This window comes from Peribacillus sp. SRI_006 (genome assembly GCF_057586375.1).
This window is the reverse complement of the sequence record NZ_JBYCZT010000003.1, coordinates 139,321-161,491: the sequence shown is the minus strand read 5'-3', so window position 1 is coordinate 161,491 and position 22,171 is coordinate 139,321. Positions and strand designations below refer to the sequence as shown.

17 protein-coding genes are annotated in these 22,171 nt (G+C 42.6%); 10 read left to right on the top strand and 7 right to left on the bottom strand.

The features are described from left to right. Positions 1 to 65: 65 nt before the first annotated feature. Positions 66 to 2,111 (top strand): molybdopterin oxidoreductase family protein, encoded by a 2,046-nt coding sequence (locus AC2YHV_RS05020; protein WP_487372731.1) that lies wholly within the window; start codon positions 66 to 68, stop codon positions 2,109 to 2,111. Positions 2,112 to 2,364: 253 nt separating this feature from the next. On the opposite strand, the gene AC2YHV_RS05015 is transcribed toward AC2YHV_RS05020, so the two are convergent. From AC2YHV_RS05015 to AC2YHV_RS05005, 3 genes are all read right to left on the bottom strand, one after another. Beyond that, on the bottom strand, positions 2,365 to 3,885 hold the full coding sequence (locus AC2YHV_RS05015) for an aldehyde dehydrogenase family protein (RefSeq protein ID WP_063592217.1): 1,521 nt from the start codon (positions 3,883 to 3,885) through the stop codon (positions 2,365 to 2,367). A gap of 218 nt (positions 3,886 to 4,103) precedes the next feature. Continuing rightward, the gene (locus tag AC2YHV_RS05010) at positions 4,104 to 5,537 is read right to left on the bottom strand and encodes an aldehyde dehydrogenase family protein (protein WP_191929837.1); all 1,434 of its coding nucleotides are present in this window, start codon (positions 5,535 to 5,537) and stop codon (positions 4,104 to 4,106) included. A gap of 18 nt (positions 5,538 to 5,555) precedes the next feature. Continuing rightward, the gene (locus tag AC2YHV_RS05005; protein ID WP_048685056.1) at positions 5,556 to 6,881 is read right to left on the bottom strand and encodes an aminotransferase family protein; all 1,326 of its coding nucleotides are present in this window, start codon (positions 6,879 to 6,881) and stop codon (positions 5,556 to 5,558) included. A 382-nt stretch (positions 6,882 to 7,263) separates the two neighbouring features. Between AC2YHV_RS05005 and rpoN the strand changes: the two genes are divergently transcribed. Further along, complete coding sequence (rpoN, locus tag AC2YHV_RS05000; protein WP_262869731.1) at positions 7,264 to 8,622, top strand: RNA polymerase factor sigma-54; 1,359 nt, start codon at positions 7,264 to 7,266, stop codon at positions 8,620 to 8,622. A 119-nt stretch (positions 8,623 to 8,741) separates the two neighbouring features. Here the strand turns inward: rpoN and bluB are convergent, their stop codons facing one another. The 3 genes from bluB to dacB all read right to left on the bottom strand — a co-directional run bounded on the left by bluB (position 8,742) and on the right by dacB (position 11,980). Further along, positions 8,742 to 9,383 (bottom strand): 5,6-dimethylbenzimidazole synthase, encoded by a 642-nt coding sequence (gene bluB / locus AC2YHV_RS04995; protein ID WP_063577443.1) that lies wholly within the window; start codon positions 9,381 to 9,383, stop codon positions 8,742 to 8,744. Between the two features lie 91 nt (positions 9,384 to 9,474). Then, complete coding sequence (locus AC2YHV_RS04990; protein WP_098865687.1) at positions 9,475 to 10,080, bottom strand: uridine kinase family protein; 606 nt, start codon at positions 10,078 to 10,080, stop codon at positions 9,475 to 9,477. A 478-nt stretch (positions 10,081 to 10,558) separates the two neighbouring features. Continuing rightward, complete coding sequence (gene dacB, locus AC2YHV_RS04985) at positions 10,559 to 11,980, bottom strand: D-alanyl-D-alanine carboxypeptidase/D-alanyl-D-alanine endopeptidase (RefSeq protein ID WP_487372804.1); 1,422 nt, start codon at positions 11,978 to 11,980, stop codon at positions 10,559 to 10,561. A 304-nt stretch (positions 11,981 to 12,284) separates the two neighbouring features. On the opposite strand from dacB, the gene AC2YHV_RS04980 reads away from it, so the two are divergent. The 4 genes from AC2YHV_RS04980 to AC2YHV_RS04965 all read left to right on the top strand — a co-directional run bounded on the left by AC2YHV_RS04980 (position 12,285) and on the right by AC2YHV_RS04965 (position 16,439). Further along, entirely contained in the window at positions 12,285 to 12,779 is a 495-nt protein-coding gene (locus AC2YHV_RS04980; RefSeq protein ID WP_487372730.1) for a PH domain-containing protein, read from the top strand. Continuing rightward, positions 12,779 to 14,245: a PH domain-containing protein gene (locus tag AC2YHV_RS04975; RefSeq protein ID WP_487372729.1), complete on the top strand. Its 1,467-nt coding sequence runs from the start codon at positions 12,779 to 12,781 to the stop codon at positions 14,243 to 14,245. The genes AC2YHV_RS04980 and AC2YHV_RS04975 overlap by 1 nt, the downstream gene beginning before the upstream one ends. A 199-nt stretch (positions 14,246 to 14,444) precedes the next feature. Then, positions 14,445 to 14,654: a hypothetical protein gene (locus tag AC2YHV_RS04970; RefSeq protein WP_487372728.1), complete on the top strand. Its 210-nt coding sequence runs from the start codon at positions 14,445 to 14,447 to the stop codon at positions 14,652 to 14,654. A gap of 33 nt (positions 14,655 to 14,687) precedes the next feature. Then, positions 14,688 to 16,439, top strand: coding sequence for a methyl-accepting chemotaxis protein (locus AC2YHV_RS04965; RefSeq protein WP_487372727.1), 1,752 nt, complete (start codon positions 14,688 to 14,690; stop codon positions 16,437 to 16,439). Positions 16,440 to 16,489: 50 nt separating this feature from the next. On the opposite strand, the gene AC2YHV_RS04960 is transcribed toward AC2YHV_RS04965, so the two are convergent. Next, positions 16,490 to 16,996 carry a general stress protein gene (locus AC2YHV_RS04960; protein WP_048685038.1) on the bottom strand — a complete coding sequence of 169 codons (507 nt, stop codon included), beginning with the start codon at positions 16,994 to 16,996 and terminating at the stop codon, positions 16,490 to 16,492. A gap of 163 nt (positions 16,997 to 17,159) precedes the next feature. Here AC2YHV_RS04960 and AC2YHV_RS04955 point away from each other — a divergent pair, with 163 nt between their 5' ends. The 4 genes from AC2YHV_RS04955 to AC2YHV_RS04940 all read left to right on the top strand — a co-directional run bounded on the left by AC2YHV_RS04955 (position 17,160) and on the right by AC2YHV_RS04940 (position 21,989). Beyond that, complete coding sequence (locus tag AC2YHV_RS04955; protein ID WP_369315970.1) at positions 17,160 to 18,224, top strand: M20 family metallopeptidase; 1,065 nt, start codon at positions 17,160 to 17,162, stop codon at positions 18,222 to 18,224. Between the two features lie 643 nt (positions 18,225 to 18,867). After that, positions 18,868 to 19,431: a 3D domain-containing protein gene (locus AC2YHV_RS04950; RefSeq protein WP_063577450.1), complete on the top strand. Its 564-nt coding sequence runs from the start codon at positions 18,868 to 18,870 to the stop codon at positions 19,429 to 19,431. Between the two features lie 147 nt (positions 19,432 to 19,578). Then, positions 19,579 to 20,499: a ketopantoate reductase family protein gene (locus AC2YHV_RS04945; protein WP_487372726.1), complete on the top strand. Its 921-nt coding sequence runs from the start codon at positions 19,579 to 19,581 to the stop codon at positions 20,497 to 20,499. A gap of 221 nt (positions 20,500 to 20,720) precedes the next feature. After that, positions 20,721 to 21,989 (top strand): dicarboxylate/amino acid:cation symporter, encoded by a 1,269-nt coding sequence (locus AC2YHV_RS04940; protein WP_057278594.1) that lies wholly within the window; start codon positions 20,721 to 20,723, stop codon positions 21,987 to 21,989. Positions 21,990 to 22,171 lie beyond the last annotated feature (182 nt).

Below are 22,171 nucleotides of genomic sequence, written 5' to 3'. Positions count from 1 at the left end.
TTTCACTTTCAATATAAGTAAGAAAATTCATTTTATTAGAATAAATCATTTAGGAGGAATACGCCATGCAATCCTATATCAATCAGCCAGATGGAGTCTTTCCCTCTGTTTGTTCTCTTGACTGTCCTGATCAATGCGGTTTACTGCTGCACAAAAAAGATGGGAAAATCATTAAAGTTCAAGGAGACCCTGATCATCCAGTCACAAAAGGGAATATTTGCAACAAAGTCCGCAACATGACTGCCCGCCTATATGACCCCAATCGCTTAAAACAGCCATTAAAGCGCATCGGTCCGAAAGGAAAAGGGAATTTCGTTCCAATCAGCTGGGAAGAGGCCATTGACACAATCACTTCCAAATGGAAAGACTTGATCGAAGTGCATGGACCGGAAAGCATACTTCCTTACAGCTTTTACGGAAACATGGGCAACCTCAGCGCCGAGGGGATGGATCGCCGCTTTTTCCACAAACTCGGCGCAAGCATGCTCGAGCGTTCCATCTGTAATGCGGCAGGCTCAGTCGGATACAGCTATACAATGGGTGGTTCATTCGGCATCGATCCAGAAGAAACGATCCATACGAAGCTATTCATCATGTGGGGCATCAACGCTGTGAGCACAAATATGCACCAAGTGACGCTTGCCCAGCAAGCCCGAAAAAACGGGGCCAAAGTAGTTGTCATTGACGTTCATAAAAACCAAACTGGCAAGTGGGCAGATTGGTTCATTCCGATTCTGCCTGGCACCGATAGTGCACTTGCCCTCGGATTAATGCATATTCTATATGCCGAGAATCTAGTCGACCAGCCCTTTCTCGATGAATACACAGTGGGTGCTGCTGAATTGCGCGAACATGTCCGCCAATATGACCCTGCGACCGTCTCCGCGATAACTGGCGTTCCCATTGATGACTTATATGAACTTGCCAGGATGTATGGCACCACAAGCCCATCATTCGTTCGGATAGGCAATGGCCTGCAGCACCATGACAATGGAGGCATGGCGGTACGTACCATTGCCTGCCTGCCTGCCCTTACCGGCCAATGGATGGAGGAAGGCGGCGGAGCCATCAAAGGGAATTCAGGATATCTGGCCTTTAATATAAATGCCTTAAGACGTCCTGATTTATTGCGAAATAAAGCTACCCGGACCATTAATATGAACCAAATCGGCCAAGCTCTTATGGAAAAAGAAAACCCGATTCGCTCTATGTTTGTATACGGCTCCAACCCAGCACTTGTCGCTCCGAATGCAAATAAGGTGCAGGAAGGTCTAATGCGGGAAGATCTATTCACAGTGGTACATGATCTATTCTTAACCGAAACGGCCATGTTTGCCGACCTCGTCCTTCCTGCCACGTCATCTTATGAAACGGAGGATTTTTATAATTCATATTGGCATAATTACGTCCAAATACAAAAACCTGTAGTCGAAAAATATGGCGAATCGAAATCGAATGTTGAATTGTTCAAACTGTTGGCTGCTGGAATGGGATTTGGGGAACAAGCATTTGGAGATTCAGAGGAAGATATGATACGGCAGGCTCTGGATTTTCCCGACAACCCGCATTTGGAAGGCATCACCTATGACTCCCTTTCAAGGAATCAATTTGTCAAAGCCAAAATGCAGCCGATGTTCCCAGGCAAACTCCCGACACCAAGCGGTAAAATCGAACTTTATTCCGAACGGATGAAGCGGGATGGATTCGAGCCATTGCCCACATATACGCCTATCATAAAAGACAGCGACCTGCCATTTTTATTCATTCCGGCACCTAATCACAATTTCTTGAATTCAACCTTTTCTAATAATGCCAAACATATCTCCATGGAAAAGGAACCGAAACTGCACATGAATGCCGCTGATGCCAAAACAATGGGGATAGCCGCCGGAGATATGGTTAGAATCTGGAACGGTCGCGGTGAATGCTTGCTTACCGCTGCTCCCGGTGAAAATGTGTTACCAGGCGTTCTTGTCAGCCAAGGCTTGTGGCAGAATACGCGCGAAACAAAGCAACACATCAATTCCCTTACCCCAGATCGCCTCGCGGATATGGGTAATGGCGCCGTTTTCTTTTCAGGACGGGTTGATCTTGAAAAAGTCCAACAATAGTAAAGAAATGTTTAGCAATCTATAACTATATCTGCGATTCTCGAATTATATCTGCGATTTTCGGATTTTTATCTCCGATTCCGGATTATATATCTGCGATTCCAGGATTTTATCTCCGATTCCGGATTATATAACTGCGGTTCTAGAATTATATCTGTGATTTTCGGATGATATCTCCGATTCTCGGATTATATCTCCGATTCCATAGAAAAAAGGCTGTTCCACAAGGAACAGCCTTTTTTCGTCAAGCTATTTACTCTTCATCAAACCAGCCTGTTGGCTGGATATCCAAGTTATTATTGATTTGCTTCACTTCAGTGTAAGCTTCGTAACCGAAAGTTCCCAGTTCGCGTCCATTTCCACTTTGCTTGAACCCTCCCCAAGGAGCTTCGTTATAAGTCGGATGATATGAGTTTATCCACGTGATGCCGGCACGCACTTTTTTAATGACACGGTACGCTTTTGAGATATCATTCGTGAACACCGCTCCCGCTAAACCATATTTCGTATCATTGGCAAGTCGAAGAGCTTCCGCTTCATCCTTGAACTTTTGAACGACAAGCACCGGTCCAAAAATTTCTTCCTGTACAATCCGCATATCCGGTGTCGTATCAACAAAAATAGTAGGTTCGACAAAGTAACCTTTATCCATGCCTTCTTCTTTAATTCGATTTCCACCGACGATTAATTTGGCACCTTCTTCTTTTCCGATTTGGATATATGATAATATTTTGTTCATATGGGCTTCTGAAACGATAGGTCCCATCTGGCTGTTTTCATCAGAACCTGAACCTACTTTGATTTTTTTCGCCTTCGCAGTAAGACTTGCAATGAACTGATCGTAAATGGACTCTTCCAATAGTAAACGGGAGCCTGCTGAGCACACTTGTCCTTGATTACAGAAAATCCCGTATAGAGCATAATCAACTGCAGTCTCAAAGTCAGAATCCGCAAATACGATATTAGGCGATTTGCCGCCGAGCTCCAATGTGACTTTCTTTAGGTTACCCAGCGAAGCCTCCATGATCTTACGTCCTGTTGCCGTGCCTCCTGTAAAGGCTACTTTATCGATTTCCTCATGCTCTGCAATGGCTTGTCCGACAACTGGCCCCGCTCCTAACACAAGATTCGCGACACCTTTTGGCAATCCTACCTCATCCATGATTTCAAATAGTTTGACCGCCGTCACCGGAGTGATCTCAGATGGTTTGAACACAACGGAATTTCCTGCAGCAAGCGCCGGAGCAAGTTTCCAGGCTGACATCATTAGTGGGAAATTCCAAGGAACGATCTGCCCGCATACACCGATCGGTTCCCTTACGACCATCGCTTGCTGGCCGTCAGGAACTTCAAAAGTCTGACCTGTCGGTTTTGTGGCCAATCCTGCATAATATCTAAAACATGCTGCCGAATCAGCTATATCAAAACGAGCCTCACGCAATGGTTTCCCATTATCCAATGTTTCCAACGCAGCTAGTTCTTCAGCTTTTTCTTCTATTTTGTCGGCTATTTTGAATAAAATGCGAGCTCTTTCGACGGCAGGAGTTCCCCACCAACCACCTTCATAGAAAGCATATTTTGCTGCCTCGACCGCTGCATCCACATCTTCCTGTGTTCCTTCCGCTGCTTTGGCAATAACTTCCCCCGTCGCCGGATTCAATACATCCCTCTTCTCACCCGAAGTCGAATTCACCCATTCCCCATTGATGAACATCTTTAAGTCCAATGCTCCCGTTCCTTCTTTTTTCGTATTATTTTGCAAAGTTTCCTGCATGTAATTTCCTCCTCTGTTTTAAGTTATCTACCTATATATAAATATGAGCAAGATTCATGCCAGTTTGAAATTTTAGGTAACTCACGTTTTTTTGCCCTTTCCTGTCATATTTAAATTCAGTCGTGAATTACCTATTCATTTTTGCATAACTCATAGGCAAAACTTCTTCCAAGTTTCACAGAAAAAAAGAGATGAGCAGCTGCTCACCTCTCTTCTGATTAATTCCGATTAATAATGACCAATTTCATTTCCGTCATTTCTTCAATGGCATATTTCAATCCTTCGCGCCCAGTCCCGCTTTTTTTGACTCCGCCATATGGCATGTTGTCAACACGGTAAGTTGGGATATCATTAATGATAACACCGCCGACTTCCAATTTTTCTGCGGCAGAAAGAGCTAGATTGATATTTTCTGTGTAAATCCCGGCCTGCAATCCGAATTCGGAATCATTGACAAAGTCAATCGCTTCCTCAACGGAAGAAACCTTATTGATCAAAACTATTGGAGCGAAGACCTCCTGGCAAGATACCTTAAGCATGGAATCCACTTCCAGCAACACAGTGGGATGCAGGATATTACCTTCAGATTTACCTCCTGCTGCAACTATCGCCCCGTGTTGTTTAGCTTCACCGATCCAATCCAGGCTTCTCTGTACATCCCCGGCGCTGATCAATGCTGAAATATCCACAGACGGGTCCAAAGAATCTCCCAGTTTCAAGCCATTCGTTGCTTCCGTGAATTTTTTGACGAACTCATCATACACCTCTTCATGAACATAAGCGCGCTGTAAGGAAATGCAGACCTGCCCTTGAAAAGCGAATGCTGCCGATACACAGCGTTGGATGATTTTATCAATATCGATCCCTTTATCCACGATGACAGCCGCATTCGAACCTAGTTCAAGACTCACTTTCTTTAACCCGGCCTTATTACGGATCCCGATTCCTACAGCCGGACTTCCTGTAAATGAGATGCTCTTCACCCGTGAATCGGTGACTAATTTATCACCGATTACCGAACCGCTTCCAGTAACTAAATTAAACGCACCTGCCGGCAAATCCGTTTCGGCCAATAATTCAGCAAGAAATAGTGAAGATAGCGGTGTTTGGCTCGCAGGTTTCAGGACGAGTGTATTTCCGGCAGCAATGGCCGGGCCCACTTTATGGGCAACCAGGTTCATCGGAAAATTAAATGGCGTAATCGCACCCACAACGCCTAGAGGCTCACGGACCGTGTATCCTATCCTTCCTTCTCCGTCAGCTGTGGCATCCATCGTCAATGTTTCTCCATGAATCCTTTTTGCTTCCTCTGCTGCAAATTTATATGTGGCAATCGTCCGGGATACTTCAACCATTGCCGTTTTAATCGGTTTCGCTGCCTCTTTTGCAATAATTTCAGCTGCCTCATCTTTGCGGCTTTCCAAAAGGCTCGCAAGCTTTTCAAGTATGGCAGCGCGTTTATGACTAGGTAAAGCTGCCATCGTTTTTCTAGCTTGATAGGCTGATTCTATGGCCAACTCGACATCTTCAAGGCTTGCCGAGGGAATCTCCGCTAGGACCTCCCCGCTATAAGGGGACTTTAGTGTCGTGAACTTTTCAGCTTCTTGCCATTTACCATTAATGTATAATTTCTTTTTCAGCGTTTCCGTCATGACCATCACTTTCACCTCTTATAAAATTTCTTTTTCGACTGCAGTAAATGTCTCATCAAGGATTTCAATCATTCTTTCGACTTCTGCTTTAGTAATGATTAAAGGCGGTGCGAATACGAGTGTATCTTGATCAAACGTAACTGAACGGCAAATCAAACCATTCTTCGCAGCTTCAGCAACAAGTCTTGGAGCAAGCTGTGTCTCAAAGCCTTCACCTGTTTGTTTGTCCTTTACGATGGAGATGCCCCCAATTAGTCCAAGTGCCCTCACATCACCAACAATCGGATGTTTGCTTTGGAGCTTCTTAAAGCCGGCAAGCAACTCTTCACCACGCTGTTTCGAGTTTTCTATAAGGTTTTCACGTTCAATTATTTCAATATTTTTCAAAGCAACCGCACATGCCATCGGATGGCCACTGTATGTGTAGCCGTGTAAAAGCGTACCTTTTGAAAGGGCAATGAAATCCTGATGCATCTTATCATTCAGGACGACCCCGCCTAACTGTGCATATCCGCTCGTCACACCTTTTGCAAAGCACATCATATCAGGCACAACACCAAAGTGTTCAATCCCAAAATAAGTCCCTGTTCTTCCGAAACCTGTAATGACTTCATCCGTCACCATCAAAATGCCGTATTCATCACAAATTTCCCTTACTTCCTTAAAATAGCCTTCAGGAGGAAGGTTCACGCCACCGGCCCCTTGAATCGGTTCAGCGATAAATGCCGCAATCGTTTCCGGTCCTTCCTGTTCTATGACCTTACGCAACTCCTCAATGGAGGAACCGTCCACATGATAAAAATCAGGTGCGATTGAATTCGTGAAATCCCGGAACGGCTTCAGGCCAGTCGCACTTGTAGCTCCCATTGCCACTCCATGATAGGATTTCGAGCGGGAAATGATTTTTTGACGATTAGGCTGCCCTTTCAAAAGCCAGTAATGACGAGCAAGTTTGATCGCCGTATCATTCGACTCCGATCCACCTGAAGTGAAGAAAACTGCATTCAAATCCCCAGGCGCGATGGATGCGATTTTGGCCGCCAAACGGATTGCCGGCTCATTGCTGAAAGTGGCGAAACTTGAGGTGAAAGCTAATTTGGCCATTTGTTCCTTCGCGACTTCAGCCATCTCTTCTTGTCCATGTCCAATATTCACATTCCAAAGTGAAGCCATGCCATCAATGACAGTCCTGCCCGTGACATCCGTAAGATATATTCCCTTCCCTTCCTTAAAGATGAAACTTGGACCATCTGCCTGCTGCTGTTCGATTGCCGTGGTCGGATGAATAAAATGCTTTTTATCCAAATCGATTAATTCCTGAATACTCGTAGTCTCTTTAATCATGTAAAAAACACCCTTCTCATGTAATGGATTTTTTCAAGCTAGTTTATTTTTATATTTATAGATGTAGCAAGATGCATGCCAAATTATATGGGCCTGATATTAAAGGTATTCAAGTTAAAACGATTCATATATAAATCAATAGGAGCATGTGTTGATTCACATATAAATCATTTGATTCATATTCGAATCAAAAAACTCCCATTTATTTGATTAACTACTGAATGACAAGCATTTTTTCGAATCCCCCTCTTTATTACTAATTGATGTTACAAAACCTGACACACAATGTTGAATTTTCGGAAGATTTGTATTATTATCATGTTAATATTTTTTCATTCCTTTTGAGCCGCTATGTTAATCTAAATGAAAGAAGTTGATATATATGCAGGTAGGATTTGAACTGTACCAAAAACAAACCTTGAAGTTGTCATTAACCCCTGAATTACAGCAATCGATCAATATCCTTCAATATTCCACCCATGAACTGATAGATTTCCTGAACCGACAGGCTTACGAAAATCCCGTTCTCGAAATTAGCTTTAAAGAGCCCCCCTCATCGCACAGTATTCGTACAAATAAAATAAATTCTCAGATACGTGGTTCTTCCTCTAAAAGTAAAGGTTTCAACGGAGACAATGATTACAACCCTATCAACAATCATTCAGTCAGCACAGAAACACTTGAAAGGCATTTACTGGAACAATTGAGTTTACTAAGTTCATTGAATGCATTTGAAAAGAAGATTCTCCAATTTTTGATTGGAAACTTAAATGATTATGGATTTCTAGAATTGGATGTCCATTGGACTGCTTCGCATTTTTCCGTACCCGTGGAAGAAATCGAAAATATGATTCAAATATTGCAATCCCTTGACCCAATTGGAGTCGGTGCTAAAGATCTGACCGATTGTTTACTCATTCAGCTGCGTGAGCATGAGAATCACAATGAATTGGCGTATAAGATCGTTAAAAAGCACTTAGAAGATTTAGCAGAAAAACGCTACAGGAAAATTGCCGCCCTTCACCAAGTGACCGTTCAGGAAGTACAAGAAGCCTCGGATTTCATCCGTACGTTAAACCCGCGTCCTGTCAGTCACTTTTCCGATGATATGACTCATTACATCGTTCCGGACGTTTACGTGGAAAAAGATAAAGAAGGTTTTCTGATAACGGTCAACGATAGCTGTACACCTAAACTTTCCATCAATCCTTACTACAAGAACCACGTCGCCATCAATTCCGTTAATCCAGCTAAAGATTATATAAAAGGGCACATAAATGATGCCCAATTACTGTTAAAAGGGCTCGAACAAAGGCAAATGACGCTTTACAAAGTGACCGCGTCAATCGTGGAGGAGCAGCATGAGTTTTTCATGAAAGGAATTACAGGATTAAAACCTATGACACTGAAGGATATTTCGGAAAAACTTCAGCTTCATGAATCAACGATCAGCAGGGCGACGAGCAATAAATATATCCAGACGCCGCATGGCCTCTTTAAACTAAGGAACTTCTTTACTAGAGGGTTACACCGCGTGAACAGCCCAGCAACCGAATCAACGGCCACCATCAAAGAAAAAATAAAGGTCCTGATTGCCGATGAAGATAAAATAAAGCCTTTTTCAGATCAGAAACTTTGTCAAATATTCGAAAATGAAGGGACGAAGATTTCCCGCCGCACTATTGCAAAATACCGTGAAGACCTCGGTATACCGGGATCTTCAAAACGGCGCAGATTTTAAAATCAAACCGAATTTTTAAGAAGACTCTTACAAATGAGTATCTATTGTAAGAGTCTTCTATATTTTCCACCCCTGAACCAGAGGCTTAATAAACTGTTTTGGAATCATAATATATCGGTTTATTTATTCCCCCATTTATCCTCGAAAATAAGTTCATCCATCAGCCTTCTTTTTTCCCAATTAGCAAGTTCAAGAATCGGTTTATCCGGATATTGATCCGTATAGCCAATCGACAGGAGTGCAACAGGTTCTATATGCGGCGGAATCTCCAAAATATCACGAATATCATTTTTCTTATAAAAGCTTACCCATCCCATTGCCAATCCTTCCGCATAGGCAGCCAGCCACATATTTTGAATGGCGCAGGCAGTGGATAGGATATCGGTTTCCGGAATGGAGTTCCTCCCTAAAACATGGGAGCCCCCCCGTGTCGGGTCGCATGTAACACAAATGGTATATGGTGCTTCTTTTAACCCTTCCACTTTCAAACTAAGAAACTTATTTTCTTTACCTCCTTCATAATGAATGGCGAGGGCCCTTCTTTCTTTATCCGCTGCCCATGCCAAACTGTTCTTGGTTTCCTGAGACGAAATAACGATGAAACTCCAAGGCTGCATGAATCCTACAGACGGCGCATGATGTGCAGCATCCAAAATTCTGCGGAGTATATCCTTTGAAATGGGCTTTGGCAAAAAACTCCTGATATCCCTACGGTTATAAATGGCTTTATATACGGCAGCTTGTTCTTCATTAGTAAACATAGTTTCCCCCCTGTTTCCGGCTCCCCGGAAATTTATCTAAACATACAACCTATTTTATAGGTAAACCCTTACAATTAAAATATCCGCTGGCTCAGCTCATTCCGTCCACAACAAGATCCGCTCTTTCTTGAGGCCTTTGCACTCCCACATAGAGATCTTCATGAACCATCCAATTATCCTCCCACATTTGACGCGCATCTTCACCATCCCGCTCAAGGCCACGTTTCAAACGCTGATCACGGGGACATTCTACCCAAATCGTGAAATCATGGTATCCTGCCAATTCTTTACGGATTGAATACGTTCCTTCTATAATCACAAGGCCCCCAGCAGCAACTTCATGCCATTCGGCCATAGTGTCCGTTTCCCAATCATACCTTTGATATCTTGCTTCCTTCCCCTTTGTAAGCGGTTTTAGGATTTGGTTACAAACCCGTTTCCAATCATAATCCGCCCCGATAGGCTTTTGGGATGGAGGCAGTTGAACCCTTTCCGATGACGGCAAATAAAAATCATCCATATGAACGGCCACGCTACCTGGACATTCTGCTTGGATACGGGCAGCGAGTGTACTTTTTCCAGATCCGCCCCGGCCATCTATAGCCAATATATAGAGTGAGCGTTTTTTGGAAATTTCGTGAATTTCAGCTATAAGACTGCTGATCGTATACTGTCCATTAAGTGTTGGAAAGTTCATAAGCATTCCCCCCTATATACTTATTTCTATTAATCCTCCCTTAAACTCCTTCCTTGAGGGGGATAATTTAAAAAATAAGAAGAAGGTGCTGATATTGAATAAAAACCAATTTGCCCCCAGCTTCATGTCTGATTAAAGAAACAGAGGAGGAAAAGGGCCCCTTTCCCTCCACTTCATGGAGAAACTGTCTACGATCAAACGGCTAGACTTTCCATGTAATGGACTTGAAAACTTCTTGTTATAGACATATATACCGGAGAAAGGCCTTCGAATGTTCGAATGCCGACTTGATGCAATGTCATATAATGACCATCGATTTGAATACGCCATTCGGATCTGCGATTGAAACCTGATCAGATCAGCAAATAAAACGGCTTAGCGGCATTATGCTGCCAATTGGGACTTGCGAAGAAAATGATTTGGCTGATACCGACCTCTTTCTCGCAGATCCTGAACTTCAACTTAGCCTCCATGGATACTAATGGCCGCTTCCCAATAGGTTTTCCTGTTCTGCGAGCATTACGGCTATCTTATCCTGGATTGCCGTAATGCCTTTTTCTTCTACAAAATTATTCAAGATGATTGAAAATATGATTTTTTCCCCTCTTTTGGTCGTCACATAACCGGATAAGGAGCTCGTACCTGAAATTGTCCCTGTTTTCGCGCGGACATTCCCGGCTGCAAGTGTCCCTTTCATCCTCTTTCTAAGAGTACCGCCCACCATCCGATTTTCGTTGCCTGCAATCGGTAAAGCATTCAAGTAAGCAGGAAACCACGTTTTTTCCTGAATGGCATACAGCAGCTTCGTTATTTCATTCGCTGGAATCATATTGACTTGGGAAATTCCAGACCCATCACGCATCATGATCGTTTGCATATCGAGACCCATACTCTTCAGCTGATTTCGAGCAACCTTCAAACCATCCTTCCAGCTTCCCTCCCCATCTGCCTCTTTGCCCATTTCCTTCACCAAAACCTCGGCATGGCTGTTATTGCTCAATTTCATGAAAGGAATAAGCAGCTGTGAAAGCTGCATGGACTGATGAGTGGCAATCATATGCGCTCCTACTGGCGTTTTCCCTTTTTTCCTTTTTCCTAACACTTTAATTCCATGTTCCTTCATTGATTTTTCAAATAGGCTCAAGGCATATTCTGTGGGATCTTCCACCGAGACCCACTCTTTGGTCACCTCGGCATCTTCCGGAATGGTCCCGGTCACCGTAATGACTTGTGTGCCATGAGACCGTTCGATTTCAATCTTATTATTAGCATCTGCCGATACAGTTTTCGTTTTGTTGATGACCTTCACGTGATCGGTTTCAGGCTCCAGCTTTACCGTTGCCCTCTTTCCAGCCTTTTCCCCAGGAGCTAACTTCACGATGATGGTACCGGTATCGTAATCTTCATTCGGGGAAGCAGTTAAAGCCGAAACGGCTGCACCGTAATATTCCTGTTCATCGCCCCAAACTAAGTCTTGAGAATAACGAACATCATCATACCAAGAATCGTCCCCTATAAGATCCCCGTGAACGAACTTAACTTGCCTTTGCTTCAGTGAAGCTGCCAGCTCATCAAAATCCTTTTCCAATAATGTGGGATCCCCTTTTCCCTTCAGGTATACATTGCCCTGCAGAACATGGCCAACCTGCACTCCTTTTATGTATAGTTCCGTTTGAAAAGTATGATCTTCCCCTAAAGTTTCCAGCGCGGCTGCTGCTGTCAAAAGCTTAAGATTCGAAGCAGGCCGCAATCTCGTTTGCGATCCCCGTTCATAAATCATTTCCCCCGTTTCAGCTGAACGGATGGAAATTCCCGTCAACGCCCCAGCCAATCCTGGCGATTGCTCCAATATTCGTTGAATTTCCTGCCCTAGGTTTCCATCATCATTTGCAGCCTGCATCGATTCTCCATTAAAAAAACAAATCAAAAACAGGAAGAATATAAAACTCAACTTCCTTTTATACGTCAAACCTATCACTCCCACTCTAGAAACTCACCACTTCTATCTTGTCCATTATTCGGTCATATAAAAAGAAAAGATCCACTAGAAAACTCCTTATTTATACATACTCGGGAAACTGCAGGATTATTCGCCCGCCACTCCACGGTATGCGGCTGCATAGTTTCTATACATATACCTTTAATAGGGAACTTTTTTGCAAGATAATCCGTATAAGTATAAAGACATAGTAAGGAGTGAATATATGTATTCCAAGATACAGCCACCAACGAAGAAAATATCCAAAGAATCAGTGAAGGTGTGGCGGATGACTGAAGCCATTACCAATCTCATTATCCTCGCCGTCCTTGGCCTCCTATTATTTGTTGATGATTATTTCACTTGGAAAGAATGGATTGGATGGATTTTAAACGGACTTATCGTATTATCTTTTTTCCATGCTATCTGGTCCATCTTCATTGAACCGATACTTTTGCAAAAGTATTGGCGATACGACGTGAACGAAGAATTCATTCAAACAAAACATGGAGCCTGGAGTGAAACGCATGAACTCATTCCGATGACGAAGGTTCAATCCGTCAAATTGAACCAAGGACCGTTTTTGCGAAAATACAACCTTTATTCCCTAAGCATCGGAACAATGGGCGACTCTCATGACATACCAGCCATCCCCGAGAAAGAGGCGTATGAATTACGAGATAAAATTGCCCATTTCGCAAAAATTAAGGAAGTGGATTAATGATGGAAGAACACGCAAAACGATTACACCCTTTCAAAATCCCTTTCGAATTTTGGAAATTGCTGAAGGGAAATGTATTTTTCATAATCATGCTTTATGTCCTGAATTTCGGTTCTGAAAAGATGTATATGAAGGTACTCCAAATCGGCTTTCTAGTTTATTTGGTTTGGAAAGTCATTTCTGTCATCCTTAGATGGTATACATACAAATACCAAATCAAAGAAGGTACCTTATACATCACTTCAGGGCTTGTCTCGAAATCGTATCGAACTGTCCCGCTTCATAAGGTTCAGAATGTCCAGCAACGCACGACGTTATTTCATAAGATTTTCAGATTGACCTCTTTAACATTCGAAACGGGGATGACTGGTGATGAGGGTAGCGTACCTTTCGAGATGATTTCCCGAAAAGAAGCCGAACGGCTTGAGGGGGAATATGCCTCAAAACAGGAACTTCCGGTTATTGATATTTCCGAAGAACGAATTGCTGAGGATATGGAACCAGCCATTGAAAAAACGATCCATTTCACTCCTAGCAAACATGATGTGCTGAAAGCTTCCTTTACATCACTCAGTTTCCTGGCTCTTATCCCGATATTGGCTACGTTATATAATACACTCGATGATTTTATTGATTTGGAGAATGCCGAAGGGTTACTTGCCAAGTTATTGGATAAATGGTGGATCATTACCATCGTTATTGCAGGCCTCATATGTGTCGCCGTTGCCTTCGGAATCGTTTCCACATTCGTTAAATATGGAAAATATGAAATTTCATCCGATCACGAGCGCATATATATCAAGAAAGGTGTACTGGACGAATCCGCTTTTTCCATTCGGAAAGAAAAAGTACAAGCAGTCGAAATCACCCAATCAATCATTAAAAGAGTGCTGGGGTTGGCAGAAGTGAAACTGATCAGTGCAGGAAGCACCGGTGATGAAGAGCTGGAAACGAACACCCTCTATCCTTTTTTATCAATTGAACGGGCATACGGGATGGTAGAAGAGATTTTACCAGCTTACAAAGTGGAACGATCAATGAGGTCACTATCGAAACAGGCCTTCAAAATCCGAATGCTGCGGCCTAGCTTTTTCTGGATTCTCTCAACATTGGCGATTTATTATTTCAAACCCTCCCTATGGTATATCTCGCTGATTTTACTCGTCCTCATTTATACATTGAGAATAATGGATTACAAAAATAGCCGTTACTTGTTAAATGATGAGTTCATTCAGTTCAAATCCGGAAGTTTGGAAACATCACTATTCATTACCAAAAGAAGCAAGGTCATTCAAATTGAGGTGGAACGTTCGAAGCTGCAAAAGTTTTTCGGGCTTGCCACAATTGAAACGATCAACCGCTCCAAGCCTGTACACCATACAAAGCTCCAAGATGTATCCGTTGAATATGCAGACGAGTTTTACACATGGTATATGGACAGGACAAAAAATATCCAATTCGAATAGTATTCAATGAATGAAAGAGTTGACCATGGCAGTCAGCTCTTTTTTTATCCACTATATTCCACCCCCTTCCCACCTTTGCACTTCACGACAAAATTAATATTGGAATTTTCTAACTTGTCCCTTCAAAAAAAGCGAAAGAAGACCGAAATATCAAATAGAAGTCAAAATTAATTAGAAGTATATAAGGAGAATTTTACAGATGAAAAGACTGACAGACTGGTATTTTAATTCGCTGAAAAAACAAATATTGATTCCCTTTTTAGCTTTGATCATGATAAGCGGAATGGCCATTTCCTACATGAGCTATAAAAATAGTATCGAGTTGACGACCCAGGAAATTACCGGATCGACGGAAGAGCAAGTCAAGTCAATGAACGATTCTTTCGAGACCTTCTTTCATAAAACGTAAAATCAATTGGATAGGATCAGTAAGTATCCTATCATGAGGACTTATGATAAGAACCCCGAATCCATAATGGATGAGTTTTCCCATACACAGTCAAGCAGTTCTGAAATAAATGGTTTATACCTTGGCACCGAGAAAGATGGAAAAACATTAATATTCCCTAAAGCGGATTTGCCGGCTGACTTCGATCCGAGACAAAGGGAATGGTATCAATCCGCATTAAAACAAAAAAATAAGACCATTTGGACGGAACCTTATACTGATCAGGCTACGAATGAACTTGTCATTACGGCAGCAAAGGCCATATATGATGATCGAGATGAATTAATAGGCGTGCTAGGTGTCGACATCTCGATCGATACATTGATCACGATGGTCAATCAAACGAAATTCGGCGAAACGGGCTATACGGTTTTGCTTGATCAGAAAGGGGCATTCGTTACACATCCAGACAAGGAAAAAATTCAACAGGATATATCAAAGGAAAATATTTTCAAAAAAATGAAAGGTGAATCCGGATCAATGATCGAGGAATTTGAAGGGAAGAGCCGGATCGTCGGATACGCCACAAATCCTACCACCGGATGGAGAATAGCAGGGGAAATGGAGGAAAATGAAGTGAAAGTACGGGCAAGCCCGATGATAGTCGAAAATGTCATCACACTGTTGATTGTCTTTACCGTCACTGCACTATCTGCCATCTTCATCACCCGTTCTTTAACGAATCCCATTAAAAAGCTGCAGGAATCCATACGGAAAATGGCTGACGGCGATTTCACCTCCTGGAATTCCATTTCCAGAAAAGATGAGCTTGGCCAACTTGCAGAAGACATCAGCTTAATGACCAGGAATATGAGTCATATGTTAGGGGTTGTCAACAACCTTTCCGATAAAGTATCGGATTCCTCCATGACGCTAGTGGCCAGTACCGATGAAAATTCAGCGGCAGCTAACGAAGTGGCCATGACGATGGAACAAATAGCAGCCGGTGCCATAGACCAAATCGAAGTCGGGCAGAATAACGAAATGGCCGTAAAGCTATTGGCTGACAAAATCAATGATCTTGAAGCGCAAACGAGAAAAATGGCCACGGAATCCGAAAATATGTTCAAGGCTTCCGAAAACGGAATCACTCAAGTACAAGGCCTGAAACAACAATTCAATGAAACGTCCCAGATATCCAATAAGATGAGCACGGCAGTCAAATCATTGGATGCACGATCCAATGATATCAGTGCGATCGTAAAAACCATAAGCGGGATTGCAGGACAAACGAATTTACTCGCCCTGAATGCTGCCATCGAAGCAGCGAGGGCTGGTGAACACGGAAAAGGGTTTGCTGTTGTTGCCGATGAAGTGAAGAAATTGGCCGAACAAACGGAAAAATCACTGAAAGAAATCTCTGAAATCATTCAAGCCATGCAAACAGATACAACCAATACCGTTCATTTGATTGGTCAAGTCAATCAAAAAATCCATCTTCAGGATACTTCTGTAACGGATACGGAAAATGCTTTCAGTCACATTGCATCCATCATCACGACCACATTCAGCAATTTTGACGAAATAAAAGAGATGATGAACGATATGGTAAACGAGGTCACACGGATGGCGGGCAATGCAGAAAAATTAAATTCAATCAGTCAGGAAACTGCGGCAGGAACTGAAGAAGTATCAGCTTCCGCAGAACAAACGAATGCTTCCATGGAACAATTAAATGCCCTGGCTAGTGAATTGGATGCCCTATCCCAGGAAATGCACAAAGAAATAAAGAAATTCACATTCTAATCAAAAAAAGGACGGCCCCCTAAGGGATCCGTCCTTTTTAAAAGTACGACTTATAGAGTTCTTCTGCCATTCGTCAGCGTTTCATCGGTTTCGGTTATTCCCGAGTAAGAAGAACTGGATTTTCTAGCATCCGAATCGACTAACACAAGCAATTTGCCGCTCTTTACATCCGCTTCATAACGATTCGCTTCGTCTTCAGGTATGCCCATTCCGATTAATGTACCGGCCAATCCTCCTGTTCCAGCGCCTACAGCCGCTCCGGCTAATGTTGCAGCAAGCGGTCCAGCAGCCAGTACCGGCCCGATTCCCGGAATCGCCAACGCACCCACACCTGCCAATAATCCGGCAGCACCGCCCAAAATGCCTCCAGTCGCCGCACCAGCTGCGAGCCCCTCTTCAACTTTTGTACCCGTTTCTTCATTCACTGCATTTAATTCTTCTTTATCTTTAGCTACCACTGAAATATCTTCACGATTATACCCTTGGGCCTGTAATGACTCAACAGCCTTAATGGCTTCTTCTCCAGTTTCATATACACCAATTATACGTTTATCCATATCTATCATCCTCCTTAAAGAATGTAAATTGTCGCTCCCCCTTTACATACCCCAGGGGATGAAAATGCTAAACGTTATTTAACAGGAAAATATTTTCGAGTTAACCCTTACTCAGAAAGGGTATATATAATAGTAGTATGCATATTTTTAGGAGGTTTTCTTTTTGCTCATCGAGTTACTTAAAGATTTAGTATCCATCGACAGTTCATCGAAAGAAGGAGCCAACCAAGCGGTAGATTACTGTGCGGACTGGCTTAAAGATCAAGGACTTACCGTGAATGTGATCGTAAATAACGGTTATAAAATGCTTGTTAGCGAGATTGGCAGCGGAGATAAAACCCTAATTTGGAATGGCCATGTCGATGTTGTCAGCGGTACGCCGGATCAATTTTTTCCTGAGGTTCATGAAGGAAATTTATATGGACGCGGAACAGCCGATATGAAAGCTGGGGTTGCAGGGATGATGTGTGCATTTACCGAACTGAAAGATAAGGACTTAGGTTTAAAAATCCAGCTACAGATCGTATCGGATGAAGAGATTGGCGGGTTGAACTGTTCCGGATATTTAGCGAAACATGGTTATCGGGGGGACTTTGTAATTTGTGCTGAACCGACGCAATTGGGAATCGGACTCCAGGCAAAGGGTGCCCTTCGTCTCGATATTGAAGTATCCGGCAAATCTGCACACGGAAGCCGTCCATGGGAAGGCGTGAATGCAATTGAAAAGGCCTATGATCTCTATCAAAAAATAAAGGAACTTCCATTCACCCGGGATCATACCCCCCTTTACTCTTCCCCTTCACTTAACCTAGCAAAAATAAAAGGCGGGGATGTCTATAATAAGGTACCGGATGCTTGTTTGCTAAGTCTTGATATTCGTTATCTCCCTACGCAAACAATGGAAGATATCATTGCTCAGATCGAAAGTGTGACAGGAAAAAATGTTCACCTTAATATGTACAGTAAACCTGTAAAAACCGAAGAGTCAGACCCATTCATCACTTTGCTCCGACCGATTATCGAAAGAAACACCATGCAAGACGCTGTCATTTTCGGACAACATGGCTCTGCAGATACCGTCTTTTTTGCGGCATATGATATCCCAGCGATTGAATTCGGACCAATAGGCGAGAACTGGCATGGAGATAGGGAATGCGTCAATCTTGAATCAGTAGCAGTCTATCAAAAAATGCTGGTCGATTTCGCTTCTGAATTTGTTTTACATTAATCCAAATCATGAAAAAAGCCTGCATATAGACAAAAAGAAGTCTATCTACATTTTAAAAACAAAGTTGATTGAAACAAAAGGTGCGAGACTCCTGCGGGAAAAGCGCATCCAAGGGAGACCGCACAGGCGCAAAGGCGCCGCGGAGGCTCCCGGACCGCCCGCGGAAAGCGAGTGCCTGGAATGGAAATCAATGTTCGAATTTTAACAAGCTCTCAAAAAAAATTAGACAAACTCGATTTTCATCGATTTTGTCTACAGTTTGTGCCGGCATCACATAGATGTCGGCTTTTTCCATGTTCCGCATATCCTCTCCTACTAAAATAAACAGCATTCAATCGTCTAATATTACGTTGTTTTTTTACAAAATATACAGGACTTTAAAACCAGGGATTTCACATCCATATATTACCTCATTAAACAGGATACGCCATTACAGCAACACTATTTAACAAAAATACGCTTATACTGACATAATAAATAATATATTTACATTTAACAGATAAGTACTTTTGACCTAGTTTATATTACATTTATTTATCAAGGGAAACCTTTTTGTAACACAATTACTATTCCACCGAAACATTATTGTCATAAAGACCTGTTATTCTAAGTCTACGATTTAAAACAAAGGAGACTATTCATTTTGAAAAAAATACTACTTCCACTATTCACTGCTTTCTTTTTGGTATTTAGTTTTTCCGGAGTTTCATCGGCTGCTACTACTACATACAAAGTTAAAAGCGGCGACACACTATGGGGTATCGCCAATAAACATAATATAACAGTCAATCAACTCAAAAGTTGGAATAACCTGAAAAAAGATAACATCCATCCAAAACAAGTTTTAAAGGTCAAGAAAACATCGACCTCTGCTAAACCTAAAGCTAAAGCAAAAACATCATCATCATCCAAGAAATATAAAACGATCACGGTGAAGGCAACAGCTTACACTGCGAACTGCAAAGGCTGCAGCGGGATTACAGCATCTGGTCTTAACTTAAAGAAAAACCCTAACGTAAAAGCCATCTCGGTCGACCCTAAGGTCATTCCACTAGGAACAAAAGTTCATGTAGAAGGATACGGGGATGCCATTGCGGCAGATAAAGGCGGCGCAATCAAAGGGAATAAAATTGACGTCTTCTACTCTTCTCATTCAAAAGCTATCAATTGGGGCAGAAAAACCGTTAAAGTAAAAATCTATAAATAATGATAAGCACCAGCCTGAAACCTTTCAGGCTGGTCTTTTGTTTTTCCCATTCTTACAAACATCTAAACAACCAGTTGACCTTCAAACGGAAATATTTACTGAAATTTCAGTCAATGTTATGATTAGTACATCTTAATCAAAAGAGAGGTGTGCGCTTTGAATATTGTCATTATAGGGGCCGGGGCACTGGGCTCCTACTTTGGGGGCAGGTTGCAGCAGGCCGGACAGGAGGTTCAATACCTTGTCCGAAAAAACCGCGCCAAACAATTGAAGGAAAACGGGATCAGCATAACCAGCCCACATGGAAACTACCAATTCAACGACCTTCATATCACAGAGAATGTAAATGACATCGAAAAGGTCGACCTCGTGATTCTCGCCGTAAAAGGCCAGCATCTGCAAGGCACCCTTACAGATTTAAAGGTGCTTGTTGAAAAGGGCGCAAAGGTTCTCCCGCTTCTGAATGGATTGGAGCATATATCCATTTTACAGGAGGCGTTGGGCGATGAAGCCGTCTTGGGGGGAAGTGCCTTCATCATCGCCACCCTTGATGAAAAAGGGCATGTCATTCACTCCAATGAAAATCACGATTTAATCTATGGCCCGCTTCATCCGTCACAAAAAAAGATATGTGATGAATTCGAACAGGCGGCGGGATCAGCTATCATGAAGGTAAGCAGAACGGGAAACATATTGATCAGGATGTGGATCAAATACATGTTCATCACCGCGTTTTCCGGTGTGACAACAGCATCGAACCTCCCTATCGGCACGATACGGAGATACCCGGAAACCAATGGATTGCTAGAAAAGGTCCTTGTTGAAATGAAGGAGCTTGCAAATGCTTATGACGTCGGAATTACTGTGGAGAATATTGCTCAAGCGTTGGAAAACATGGCAGGCTTACCTGATGAATCCACCTCTTCGATGCACCAGGACCGCCGGAAGGGCCTAACCCTCGAAGTGGAACATTTACAGGGCGGTGCACTGCGCCTAGCCGACAAGGTCGGTTTGAAACTTCCTGTGATCGGAACCCTATATGCACTAATAAAACCATTTGAAAATTGATTTTCGCCAATACCGGTGCTCCACCGGTATTTTTTTTTACGGCTTAGTAATCTCTTTATATCCTAATCTTCACTTTTAATTCCTCTTCAGTTATTCAGAATCCCCAAGACCAAAAAGAACAAAAAGAAAACAATATCACCAAAAGAATATTCTGATTCTTTCTTCTGTTACACTATTATCAAGTTAAGAAAGCGCTATCATATAACAAAGGAGAATGCCCCTTGAAAATATTAAAAAATTTAACAGTTCAGGTCATCATCGGTATCATTCTGGGTATAACAGTCGGTTTCTTCTTCCCTGCTTTCGGTGAACAACTAAAGATATTGGCTGATTTATTTATTAAAATGATTAAAATGGTCATCGCACCAATCATCTTCTTAACCGTCGTAATCGGAATCGGCGGTATGGGTGATATGAAAAAGGTTGGCCGCATCGGCGGAAAGGCCTTGCTTTATTTTGAAATCGTTACCACTTTCGCACTTGCCATCGGAATCATCGTGGTCAATCTGCTGGGACCTGGTAAAGGCTTTAACATCGATTCAGTCGAGGGCGGAGATGTATCACAATATACGACAGCCGCTTCCGAAACGGAACATGGCGCCGTTGCTTTCATTTCTAATATCATTCCTGATAATGCCGTTGCCGCACTGGCTGGCGGAGACTTACTACCTATTCTATTCTTTGCCGTATTATTCGGATTATCGATGGCAGCAATGGGACCGAGAGTGCAGCCAGTCGTTTCTTTCTTTCAGCATATTGCCGACATTTTCTTCGGCATCGTCGGTATGATCATGAAAGTTTCTCCATTGGCCGCATTTGGAGCAATGGCTTATACAATCGGTAAGTTTGGCCTTGGTTCTTTATCCTCGTTAGGACAATTAATGGGCAGTGTTTATATCACAATGGCACTTTTCATCGTTCTTATCCTTGGCTCGATTGCAAAAATGTATGGCTTTAATATTTTCAAGTTCATTGCCTATATAAAAGAAGAGATCCTCTTAGTTTTAGGAACCTCTTCATCGGAATCCGCCCTGCCAAGCGTGATGAAAAAACTCGAAAAATACGGTTGCTCAAAATCGGTAGTCGGTTTGGTTGTCCCAACCGGTTATTCTTTCAACCTTGATGGCACTTCCATCTACTTATCCATGGCTGCGATTTTCATCGCCCAAGCCTATGGTGTCGATTTAAGCATCTGGCAGGAATTGACCCTTCTAGGAATCTTGATGTTAACATCCAAAGGTGCTGCCGGTGTAACGGGATCCGGTTTCATCACACTTGCTGCAACATTAGCTGCCTTCCCAATGATTCCAGTTGAAGGAATGGCATTACTGCTTGGAGTCGACCGCTTCATGTCAGAAGCACGCGCCATCACCAATCTAATCGGTAACAGTGTCGCTACGGTGGTCATTTCTAAATCAGAAGGTGAATTCAATCCAAACCAAGCCATCTCAGATGATATGAATGAAGTGGCTGTTTCATCGGAAAAATAATCGAACCTTGAATGAAGAGGTGTGCAGCTTGCACCTCTTTTTTTTGTGTGTATTCCTCCCTTTCTAGCAATGAATAGCCAATTTTCTATAAATAGCCAAACAAATAAATTTCAGAATCACTGAAAAGTGTTTATACTTTTATGTAACAGGTAAAAGTATAAAGTTAGAAGTTTAGTAGTTTG